This is a genomic window from Pseudomonas sp. xss_4, assembly GCF_043104125.1.
Classification (GTDB): domain Bacteria; phylum Pseudomonadota; class Gammaproteobacteria; order Pseudomonadales; family Pseudomonadaceae; genus Aquipseudomonas; species Aquipseudomonas parafulva_B.
In genome coordinates this window covers 78,071-89,354 of sequence record NZ_JBICKJ010000064.1, presented here as the reverse complement: position 1 = coordinate 89,354, position 11,284 = coordinate 78,071, and the positions used below count along the sequence as shown (strand labels likewise).

The 11,284-nt window shown below is 62.6% G+C and carries 7 protein-coding genes and 1 pseudogene; 5 read left to right on the top strand and 3 right to left on the bottom strand.

The features are described 5' to 3' along the window. Positions 1 to 163: 163 nt before the first annotated feature. On the top strand, positions 164 to 2,020 hold the full coding sequence (locus ACF8GB_RS11910) for an acetyl-CoA hydrolase/transferase family protein (RefSeq protein ID WP_196126277.1): 1,857 nt from the start codon (positions 164 to 166) through the stop codon (positions 2,018 to 2,020). Positions 2,021 to 2,080: 60 nt separating this feature from the next. On the opposite strand, the gene xpt is transcribed toward ACF8GB_RS11910, so the two are convergent. Both xpt and rep read right to left on the bottom strand, forming a co-directional pair. After that, the gene (gene xpt / locus ACF8GB_RS11905) at positions 2,081 to 2,653 is read right to left on the bottom strand and encodes a xanthine phosphoribosyltransferase (RefSeq protein WP_023532789.1); all 573 of its coding nucleotides are present in this window, start codon (positions 2,651 to 2,653) and stop codon (positions 2,081 to 2,083) included. 62 nt (positions 2,654 to 2,715) lie between these two features. Further along, complete coding sequence (gene rep / locus ACF8GB_RS11900; protein ID WP_058638846.1) at positions 2,716 to 4,725, bottom strand: DNA helicase Rep; 2,010 nt, start codon at positions 4,723 to 4,725, stop codon at positions 2,716 to 2,718. Positions 4,726 to 5,015: 290 nt separating this feature from the next. Between rep and ACF8GB_RS11895 the strand changes: the two genes are divergently transcribed. Next, positions 5,016 to 6,683 (top strand): bifunctional diguanylate cyclase/phosphodiesterase, encoded by a 1,668-nt coding sequence (locus ACF8GB_RS11895; RefSeq protein WP_058638847.1) that lies wholly within the window; start codon positions 5,016 to 5,018, stop codon positions 6,681 to 6,683. 43 nt (positions 6,684 to 6,726) lie between these two features. Here the strand turns inward: ACF8GB_RS11895 and ACF8GB_RS11890 are convergent, their stop codons facing one another. Next, the gene (locus ACF8GB_RS11890) at positions 6,727 to 8,115 is read right to left on the bottom strand and encodes a NorM family multidrug efflux MATE transporter (RefSeq protein ID WP_326383346.1); all 1,389 of its coding nucleotides are present in this window, start codon (positions 8,113 to 8,115) and stop codon (positions 6,727 to 6,729) included. 154 nt (positions 8,116 to 8,269) lie between these two features. On the opposite strand from ACF8GB_RS11890, the gene ACF8GB_RS11885 reads away from it, so the two are divergent. The 3 genes and pseudogenes from ACF8GB_RS11885 (at position 8,270) to ACF8GB_RS11875 (ending at position 11,250) form a co-directional block, all read left to right on the top strand. Continuing rightward, a complete protein-coding gene (locus tag ACF8GB_RS11885; protein ID WP_058602791.1) occupies positions 8,270 to 9,196 on the top strand; it encodes a LysR substrate-binding domain-containing protein in 927 nt (308 codons plus the stop codon). 155 nt (positions 9,197 to 9,351) lie between these two features. Beyond that, positions 9,352 to 10,395 (top strand): annotated as a pseudogene (locus ACF8GB_RS11880) (Cache 3/Cache 2 fusion domain-containing protein); the annotation flags it as partial. Next, positions 10,390 to 11,250, top strand: coding sequence for a methyl-accepting chemotaxis protein (locus ACF8GB_RS11875; RefSeq protein ID WP_392527076.1), 861 nt, complete (start codon positions 10,390 to 10,392; stop codon positions 11,248 to 11,250). The pseudogene ACF8GB_RS11880 and the gene ACF8GB_RS11875, both read left to right, overlap by 6 nt. The last annotated feature ends 34 nt before the right edge of the window (positions 11,251 to 11,284 follow it).

Here is an 11,284-nt window from a genome sequence, read left to right as displayed (position 1 = left end):
ACCGCGTACGCTTATACCTTCGCTGAGCCTGAAGGCCACCGAATTGTCGAGTGGCTGCCAGTGCTTGTCCAATTGTCTGCGCCTTCCGCTTCCCGCCCAGGCAACCAACCATTCCACCTGCCTGTCGAACCTCCTGAACCCAAGCACGAACCAGGAGGCCTCGATGCACCTCAGTTCCATCGACCAGGCCGTCGAACAGGTCCTGTCCCGCCTGCCAACCCATATCCACATGGGCCTGCCGCTGGGCCTGGGCAAACCCAATGCGTTCGTCAACGCACTTTATGCCCGCATCCGTGAGTTGCCCGAACGCCGTCTGACCATCTATACAGCCCTCTCCCTGGGGCGACCAGCGCTGGGTGATGGCTTGCAGCAACGCTTGCTCGAGCCCTTCGTCGAGCGCGTGTTCGGCGACTACGAAGAGCTTCACTATCTGGCCGACCTGCGCAATGACAGCCTGCCGCCGAACATTCGCGTAGAACAATTCTTCATGCAGCCCGGCAGCCTGCTTGCCAGTGAGTCGGCTCAACAGGATTACGTCAGCAGCAACTACAGCCATGCCGCGCGAGACATCAATGCCAAGGGTCTGAACCTCATCGCCCAGCTGGTGGCGGCTACGCCGGAGCGGCCTGTCCATCTGAGCCTGGCCTGCAACCCGGACATCACCCTGGACCTGTTACCCATGGTCGAACGCCGCCGTGCCGCCGGCGAGACCATCCTCATGCTGGGTCAGGTGCATGCGCAGCTGCCCTACATGCCCGGTGATGCCGAACTGCCAATGGATGCGTTCGACCTGTTGCTGGACGAAGCCGAGCAGCGCCAACTGTTTTCAACGCCCAACATGCCGGTCACCATACAGGACCACTGCATCGGCCTGCATGCCAGCAGCCTGGTGCGCGACGGCGGCACCCTGCAGATCGGGATTGGTGCCATGGGCGACGCGGTTGCCGCCGCGCTGCTCGCCCGCCAGAGCGATAACGTTGCCTACCGTGCAGCGCTCGACGGCCTTGGCGCGGGCACCACGCAGGCACTGATCGAGCGGGAAGGGGGGCTCGCGCCCTTCGAACAGGGGCTGTATGGCTGTAGCGAGATGTTCGTCAACGGGCTGTTGGCGCTGGCCGAGGCGGGCGTGCTGCGGCGTGCTGTGGATGACCGGGGAGTGATCCTGCACGGGGGGTTCTTCCTCGGCCCGCAAGCGTTCTACCAGCGCTTGCGCGACATGACCCTTGAGCAGCGCGCACGGTTTGCCATGACCGGGATCAATTTCGTCAACGAGCTCTACGGTGACGAACAGCTCAAGCGTCGCCAGCGACAAGACGCACGCTTTATCAATACGGTGTTCGGCATGACCCTGCTCGGTGCGGGTGTGGCCGATCAGCTCGAAGACGGGCGAGTGTTGAGCGGGGTAGGTGGGCAGTACAACTTCGTCGCCCAAGGGCACGCGCTGGAAGGTGGCCGCTCGATACTGCTGCTGCGCAGTTGGCGCGAAGCGGGCGGCGAGGTGTCGTCGAACATCTTCTGGAACTACGGCCATTGCACCATTCCCCGCCACCTGCGCGATATCGTGGTGACCGAATATGGCATCGCCGACCTCAGGGGGCAGACCGACAGCGAGGTCATTGCGCGATTGCTTGCGGTGTGTGACGCCCGGTTCCAGCAGAGCCTGATCGTGCAGGCCAAAAACGCTGGCAAATTGGCGGAAGATTTTCAGCTCGACAGGCGTTTTGCCGATAACACGCCGCAGCGCCTGGCCGCGGTCCAGGCACAGCACCCACAGCTGTTCCCGGAATACCCCATGGGGACTGATTTCACGGTTGAAGAGCAGGACTTGCTACGGGCACTGAACTGGTTGAAAAGCAAGTTCAAGCTCAGCGAGGCGCTCGAACTGGGCAAGGCCACGCTGGAGGCGCCAGAGCCGCAAGGGTATGAGCGGCATCTGGCACGGATGCAACTTGACCAGCCTCAGGGGCTAAAAGAAGCGCTGTACCAACGGTTGCTGTTGGCGGGCCTGGCGGCGACTTGAAACCGGCAGGGGGCTGCCACGCAGCCCCCTGTGCCCGGATGCGAGCGAGCCGGTGCCGCATCACTCGATGAAGCTGACCACACCGCCTTCCAGCGATTTCACTCGCGCCAGCGACTCCACGCGATAGCCTTGGCGATCCAGCTCAGCGCGCCCGCCCTGGAACGATTTCTCGATCACGATCCCCAGGCCTACCACGGTCGCCCCGGCCTGCTTGATGATCGATATCAGCGCCTGGGACGCCTTGCCGTTGGCCAGGAAGTCATCCATCACCAGCACCCGATCGCTGCTGCTCAGGTGGCGCGGCGAAATGGCCACGGTGTTCTCGGTCTGCTTGGTGAACGAATACACAGAAGCCGTCAGCAGGTTTTCGGTGAGGGTCAGCGACTGGTGCTTGCGCGCGAAGATCACCGGCACGCCCAGCTTCAACCCGGTCATCACCGCAGGCGCGATGCCCGACGCCTCGATGGTGACGATCTTGGTCACGCCGGCATCGGCGAACAAGCGGGCGAACTCGTCACCGATCAGCTGCATCAGCGCCGGGTCGATCTGATGGTTGAGAAACGCATCGACTTTGAGAACCTGGTCGGAAAGCACGATGCCTTCTTCGCGAATCTTCTGATGCAGTGCTTCCACTATGGTATTCCTCGGAACAGAAATGGCCGCAAACAGCGGCAGTGTTTAAGAGTAATGGTTGATCAGCGTTTGAGCATCGCCCGGATGTCGGCCAGGGCATTGTTGCCGCGTGCGGCCTTGACCTCGACCGGTGCATCGTCCAGCCCTTCCCAGGACAGGTCTTCGGGGGGCAGTTCGTCGAGGAAGCGACTGGGCGTGCAGTCGATGATTTCCCCGTATTGCTTGCGTTTGGCGGCGAACGTGAACGCCAGCGTCTGGCGTGCGCGGGTAATACCCACATAAGCCAGGCGGCGCTCTTCCTCGATGGTGTCGGCCTCGATGCTGGAGCGGTGAGGCAGGATCTCCTCCTCCATGCCCATGATGAACACGTAGGGAAATTCCAGGCCCTTGGACGCGTGCAGGGTCATCATCTGCACACCGTCGGCGTTTTCTTCCTCTTCCTGCTGGCGCTCGAGCATGTCGCGCAGCACCAACTTGCCGATGGCGTCCTCAATGGTCATGTCACCCTCTTCGTCCTTCTCGAGGGTGTTCTTCAGCGCTTCGACCAGGAACCAGACATTGCTGATGCGAAACTCCGCGGCCTTGTCGCTGGCGGTCTGCTGGCGGATCCAGTTTTCGTAGTCGATGTCGCGGATCATTTCATGCAGGGCGGCTATGGGGTCGTCCAGCGCCACCTTGTGGCGCACACCGTCCAGCCAGTGCTTGAAGCGCTGCAAGCGCTCGGTGTAGCGCGCATCCAGGTGCTCGCCCAGGCCCAGTTCCTCACTGGCGGCATACATCGAAATGCCCCGGCCGGTGGCATAGTTGCCGAGCTTTTCCAAGGTGGTCGAGCCGATTTCCCGGCGCGGCACGTTGATGACACGTAGGTAGGCGTTGTCGTCGTCAGGGTTCACCAGCAGGCGCAGGTAGGCCATGAGGTCCTTGACTTCCTGACGGCCAAAGAAGCTATTGCCGCCGGAAAGACGGTAAGGCACCTGGTGGTGCTGCAACTTCAGCTCAATCAGCTTGGCCTGGTAGTTGCCACGGTACAGGATGGCGAAATCGCTGTAGGGACGGTTGGTGCGCAGGTGCAGCGTGAGGATTTCCATCGCTACGCGCTCGGCCTCGGCATCCTCGTTCTTGCAACGTATCACCCGGATCTCGTCGCCCACGCCCATCTCGCTCCACAGCTGTTTCTCGAACGCGTGCGGGTTGTTGGCGATCAGCACGTTGGCGCAGCGCAGGATGCGGCTGGTGGAGCGGTAGTTCTGCTCCAGCATGACCACTTTCAGTGAGGGATAGTCCTCCTTGAGCAGCATCAGGTTCTCGGGGCGCGCGCCGCGCCAGGCGTAGATCGACTGGTCGTCGTCGCCCACCACGGTGAACTGGTTGCGCATGCCGATCAGCATCTTCACCAGCAGGTACTGGCTGGCGTTGGTGTCCTGGTATTCGTCTACCAACAGATAACGCACGCGATTCTGCCAGCGCTCGAGCACCTCGGGGTGTTCCTGGAACAACTTGACCGGTTGCAGGATCAGGTCGTCGAAGTCCACGGCGTTGAACGCCTTGAGCGTGCGCTGATAGTGGGTGTAAACGACCGCAGCGGTCTGCTCGCGCGGGTTGCGTGCTTTCTCCAGGGCCTCGGGAGGCAGGATCAGGTCGTTCTTCCAGGCACCGATCATGTTCTTGATTTCGTCGATGCCGTCGTCGCCGGAGTACTCCTTCTGCATGATGTCCGACAGTAGGGCTTTGATATCCGACTCGTCGAAGATCGAAAAACCAGGCTTGTAGCCCAGGCGTTCGTGCTCCTTGCGGATGATGTTCAGGCCCAGGTTGTGGAACGTGCAGACCGTCAGCCCTCGGCCTTCGCCCGGACGCAGCAGGCTGGCAACCCGCTCCTTCATCTCGCGGGCGGCCTTGTTGGTGAAGGTCATGGCCACGATGTACTGGGCGCGAATACCGCAGTTCTGGATGAGGTGGGCAATTTTGCGCGTAATGACGCTGGTCTTGCCCGAACCTGCACCGGCGAGCACCAAAAGAGGGCCGCCGACATAGTCACGGGCTTCCTGCTGCCGGGGATTGAGTCGGGACATGCTAGAAACCGGGGGTCGCCAGAAAATAGCCGCGCATTCTAACAGGCATGCGTGTTCATGGCGTGACCGTCTGACGTTCGAGTCAGACTTTCGAAACGATCATTAGCGCCGCTAATGCTTGCGCCTGAAAAAATCGTATTTGCTGGTCTGTCTGCTTTCGCGCAGGATGCACGACAAAATACGTCGGACCAGGCTGTTAAAAGGCGCGCTCACAAGTGAAAATCATTTCCATTAGATGCGCCGGTCTGTTCATCGGTCTACGTTGCATCGTCGAGCCTTAAGGAGCCGTCTTGTCCGCGCCTGTCGAACCTATGCGTTTGCTGCTGTTGGCCAGTGAGCCCGAGTGGGCGGCCTTGCTGCACGCGTGCATGCCTGCCTTGAAGGGCGCGGCCGTACTGCTCACGGCACCCGACTGGGATGCCGTCGACAGTCTGTTCAGCCGCGACCGGCAGGCCGTGGTGCTGACCACGCCAGCGTTGCAGCCAGCACCCGGTCGTTGTGAACTGCCGACCATCCTGCTGTTGCACAGCGAGCCAGAGGCGGCGCCCAGCGGCGTCAGCGACTGGCTAGTGAGCGACCAAGTCAATGTCGACAGCCTGCGTCGCTGCCTGCGCCACGTGCGCGAGCGAGGTGTACTGGTAGCCACCCTGCAACGCTTGGCCGAGCAAGACCCTTTGACCGGCATCGCCAACCGCCAGGGCTTCCAGGCCTTGCTGGCCACGCGCCTGGCCGACCATGACGGGCGCGGCGTCGCCCTAGGGCATCTGGACCTGGACAACTTTCGCCATGTCAATGACGCCCTGGGGCACCAGAGTGGGGATCGCCTTATTCTGCAGGTTGTACTACGTCTGAAGCATCAACTCGAAGCAGGCGACCAGCTGGCACGCCTGGGCAGTGACGAGTTCGCCTTGCTGATCGACACCCGCCGCGACCCAGGGCGTGCCGAGTGGATGGCCGAGCGCATCGTCGAGGCATTGGCCGAGCCCTACTGGGTCGATGGCGAAAGCCTGCTGCTCGGCTGCAGCCTAGGCCTGGCCCACGCGCGTGCGCAGAGTGGCGCCGACCCGCTGATGTGGCATGCGCACATCGCCATGCGTCAGGCCAAGGCCACCCAGGGCTGTACCTTCCATGTCTTCAACGAGCGCATCAATCGCCACGCACGCAGCCTGGCCGATCTCGAAAGCGAGCTGCGCCGGGCCTTGCGCCGTGACGAGCTGGAGCTTCACTATCAGCCGCGCTTGAACCTGGCTGATGGGCGGATCGTCGGTCTCGAAGCGCTGGTGCGCTGGCGCCACGCCGAACGGGGCTTGCTGCCGCCCAGTGAGTTCGTGCCATTGGCCGAGCAAAGCGGGCTGATCGTGCCGCTGGGTTACTGGGTCATCGCCCGTGCCCTGCGCGACATGCAGGCCCTGAACACACAGGGGCTTGCGCCGTTGCACATGGCGGTCAATCTCAGTTTCCGGCAGTTTCAGGACAGCCAGTTGCTGGCAACCTTGAGCCGGCTGATCGCCGAGTACGGTGTCGATGCCCACTGGCTGGAATTCGAGCTGACCGAAACGGCCGTGATGCGGCGCAATGAGCGGGTGCGTCAGACCATGGATGCACTGGGCCGCCTGGGCGTGCGCTTCTCGCTGGACGACTTTGGCACAGGGTTCTCTTCGTTCGTGCACCTCAACAGCCTGCCGATCACCTTGCTCAAGGTGGACCGCAGTTTCGTTGCGAAGATGGATATGCGCGAAGAGAACCGCAAGCTGGTGCATGCCATGATCAACCTGGCCCACAACCTCAACCTCGAAGTGGTGGCCGAGGGCGTCGAAAGCGAAGCGCAATTGGCCTTGCTGCGCGGGTTTGGCTGCAACCAGGTACAGGGTTTCCTGGTCAGCAAGCCCCTGCCGGTAGACGCGCTGATCCCGTTCCTGCTGCAGTCGTCACACCGCCAAGTGGGGGTTGCAGGCTAGCTGTCCGCCCCTCTGGCCAATGCGCCACCTCAATGGGTTGAAATCAGGCAGATGTGGCCGTTGCGGCGCGTGTTCCGGCGTGGCGCAACAGCCGCCGCATCCGCCATTCGAAGCCGAAGGTCAGCGCCACCGAGGCGCACGCCAGCCCCAAGGCCAGCCCCCACCAGACGCCCAGCGCGCCCCCGCCAAAGACGAAAGTGAACAACCAGGCGCTGGGTGCCCCGATGAGCCAGTAGCACACCAGCCCGATCAGGAACGTAGTCTTGGCGTCTTTCAGTCCACGAATAGAGCCCATGGCGATGGTCTGCACGCCATCGAACAGCTCGAACCAGGCGGCTACCATCAGCAGCTGGACCGCCAGCTGGAAGATGGCGGCAAATGCCGGGTCGGCCCTGTCGATAAACAGCCCTACCAATGCGTCTGGCAGCAACCAGAACAGCGCAGCGAAGGCGAACATCAGCATGGCCCCGAAGCCGATCCCCACCCGGCCAGCGCTGCGCGCGGCGAGCAAGTTGCCCGCACCGTAGTAATGGCCTACGCGCATGGTCACGGCATAGGACAGGCCAGTGGGCACCATGAAGGCGGTCGACACGATCTGCAGGGCGATTTGGTGCGCGCCCAACTCGGTACTGCCCAGTACGCCCATGCACAGCGCCGCAAAAGCGAACAGCCCTACTTCCACCATGTAGGTGCCGCCGATCGGCAGGCCCAGCCGCCACAGCTCGCCCAACGCTGGCAGCGATGGCCGCGACAGGCCCTTGCGCAGCGGGTAGGCGGCATAAGCCGGGTGCCAGCGGATGTACAGCGCCAGGGCAATGGCCATGCCCATCGAGACCACCGCAGTGACCAGGCCGATGCCCATCAGACCAAGCTTGGGCAGGCCGAACATGCCTTCGATCAGCGCAACGTTCAGCAAGTAGTTGAGTACGGTGCCTACCAGGCTGATGACCATCACCGGCGTAGAGCGGCCCAGGGCGCTAGTGAAGCCACGCAAGGCCATGAAGGTCAGGTAGCCCGGCAACGCCAGCGGCAGCAGGGTGAGAAACTCGGCCGCCGAGGCGACGTTGTCAGGCTGCTGCCCGAAAAGCAGCAGCACAGGTTCGAGGTTCCACAGCACCAGCGCCGCGAACAAGGCCAGGCCCCAGGCCAGCCACAGGCCGCTTTGCGCCAGCCGTGTGGCGCCCTCGATGTCATTGGCGCCTCGGCGGAAGGCTACCAGGGTGCCGACCGCCGCGATGACGCCCAGGCAGAAGATGGACACGAACGAATAGCCCGCCGCGCCCAACCCGCCACCGGCCAAGGCCTGCGGGCTGATGCGTGCCATCATCAGGGTGTCGGTCAGTACCATGAGCATGTGCGCCACCTGCGAGGCGATCAGCGGGCCTGCCAAACGCAGTAATGCCTTGAGCTCGTGGGTAGGTGCGACGTGCATGGATGTGATCCTTGGCGAAGACGGTGGCTGACGAAGGGCGATTCTGAAGCTTGGGTCAGCTTTTAACAAAAGGATAAATGCGATCATTGGCATGAGTTTTAATCATGGCGATATTATGCGCAGGTCGCCGTATCTCCGCCGAACAAGGAACCTCATGACCCGCAAGTTACCGCCCTTGTATGCGCTGCGTGCATTCGAAGCTACGGCGAGGTTGAACTCATTCACCCGTGCTGGCGAAGCGTTGTCCATTACCCAAAGCGCGGTCAGCCGGCACATTCGCACGCTGGAGGATCACTTTGCCTGCCGACTGTTCGTGCGCAGTGGCCGCAGCCTGCAACTGACCGAAGCTGCACGGGTACTGCTACCGGGTGTGCGCGAAGGCTTTGCCGCGCTTGAGCGTGCTTGTGACACGTTGCGCGGTGAAGACGAGATGCTGCGCATGAAGGCGCCGTCCACCCTGACCATGCGTTGGTTGCTGGCCCGGCTGAGCCGCTTCCGTCGGCTGCAACCTGGCAATGAAGTGCAACTGACCAGTGCCTGGATGGACGTCGACCATGTGGACTTCAACCAGGAACCTTTCGATTGCGCGGTGCTGCTGGGCGATGGGGTGTTCCCGGCGGAGTGGGAGGTACGCAAGCTGTTCCCCGAACTGCTGGTGCCGGTGGGTGCACCAGGGCTGTTGGATGACGGGCCCTGGACCGCGGCGCGCCTTGCGAGTAGCGAACTGCTGCACCCTACAATGGACAAGCGTGACTGGCGGGTATGGCTGGAGCGCCTGGGCCTGAGTAGCAGGGTTTCGCTCAAGGGCGGGCAGGTGTTCGACACGTTGGAACTGGGCATGATTGCAGCGGCCCGAGGCTACGGTGTTTCAATTGGTGACCTGATGATGGTGGCCGAAGATGTGGCGCAGGGGCGCATGAGCCTGCCATGGCCGACAGCAGTCCCCAGCGGTATGGACTACTACCTGGTATGGCCGCGGACCCGGCCGGGCGGCGAGCGCCTGCGCCGCCTCAGTGCCTTCCTGCAAGCCGAGGTGAATGCCATGGCGCTACCCGAGGTGGTGATCCTGCCAGCCCTTTGACTGCGAGCGCTATATCCCGGTCCGGCACTCAAGTATTCAGCGCCGACGCCGATCAAATGGCACCAGCGTCCCGGAAGAGGGCGCGCTTCCCGTCAAATAAAAGCGGGCGGTCAGCGCGATCAGGATGATCCCGGCCTCTTGCCAGGAGCTTGCCCATGCCTCAACCGCGTGCCCGGATTGCCTCGCAACTCGGTATCGCCCTCGCCATCGTGCTGGCGCTGGTGATTTCCGGCAGTACCCTTTTTGCCCTGCGTTCACTGGACGATGCCAACCTCGCTACGCGCCAGGCCCACCTGGCCAGTGAGGCGCGCTTGCTGGCCGACCAGCTTGACACGTTCCACGGCTCGCTCAAGGACAATACCCAGCGCTTGAGCGGCTTGTTCGAGCGACGCTTCGCCTCAGGGCTGTCGCTGCATGCAGGGCAGACCGTGCAGGTCGCAGGGCAGGCAACCCCGGCCCTGTACCTGGGCGATCAGCTATTGAACAACGACTTCCAGCAAGTGGACGATTTCCAACAGATGACTGCCGGTATCGCCACGGTGTTCGTGCGCAGTGGTGACGATTTCGTGCGCATCAGCACCAACCTGAAGAAACAGGACGGCAGCCGCGCCATCGGTACCCAGCTCGACCGTCAGCACCCTGCTTACGCCAAGTTACTGGCCGGGCAGATGTACGTTGGCCGTGCCGTGTTGTTAGACCGCAACTACATGACGCGCTACGTGCCGATGACCGACGGTAATGGCCGGGTGATTGCGGTGCTGTTCGTGGGTTTCGATTACACCGATGCGCAGAACGCCCAGTTCGCCAACCTCAAACGCTTGCGCATTGGCCAAACCGGTTCATTGGCACTGCAGGATGAAAAGGGCCAGTGGCTGGTGCCGCCGGCCAATGCCGAGCAGCCGCTGTACAGCGCGACGGCGCCCTTTGTCGAAGGGCCCTGGACGGTGGTTGCGAGCATGCCCCTGGCGGAGATCCGCGAGGTAACCTGGAGCGTGGGGCTGCGCCTTGCCGTCGGCAGCGTGCTGGCCATGCTCATGGCCGTGGCTGCCACGCTCTGGTTGCTCAGGCGTAAGCTGCGCCCGCTGGATGATCTGGTACGGCAAGCACAAGCGCTCGGAGCGGGTGACCTGAACGCACGGCTGAACGTGACCAGCCACGATGAAATCGGACAGTTGGCGCGCAGCTTCAACACGATGGGTGAAGCCCTCTCGAACATGGTCGAGCACATCCGCAGTGCCTCCGAACAGGTCAGTACCCGCGCCCGCTCGCTGTCAGGCTTGTCGTCTGGCGCCTGTGTGGGCATGGACCAGCAATCGGGCGAAATCACCAGCATGGCGGGCGCGGTGGAAGAATTCAGCGCCACGTCCATGAACATCGCCGACAACATGGCTGGTACCGAGCGCATGGCCCGCGACAATGCGCAGCAGACCCGCGTGGGTCGCGGCGCCATGGAAGAAGCATCGCACTCGCTCAAGCAGATTGCCGATGCCCTGGGTGACACAGCCACGGTCGTGAACAGCCTGGGTGCACGTTCGCAAGAGATCGGCAGCATCATAAGTGTCATCACCGCCATCGCTGAGCAGACCAATCTGTTGGCTTTGAATGCTGCCATCGAAGCGGCCCGTGCCGGTGAGCAGGGGCGTGGCTTTGCAGTGGTGGCTGACGAGGTGCGTGGGCTGGCAGCGCGAACCCGACAGGCCACCGATGAGATATCCGGCATGATCACCAGCATCCAGCAGCAGACCGGGCATGCCATCACCACGCTGGAGCAGAGTAACCAGCTGATGCAGGACGGCCTGGAGCGCAATGGCAAGGTCGCGCAGGCACTTGCCCGCATCGACGAACAAAGCCGTGCGGCGGGTGAGCAGTTTGCCGTGATCAGTATGGCGACCCAGGAGCAGAGCAGCACAGCGACCGTGCTGAGCCGCAATTTGCAGAGCATCGCCCAGGCCAACGGTGAGCAGCGCGAGGTGGCCAACGAGCTGGCATTAACAGCGCGGGAGCTGGAAGGGGTGGCAGCGCAGTTGCGTCAGGAAGTGGACCGGTTCCGCTGACACGGTGGGGCACCCAAGTGCCCCTTCAACGTGT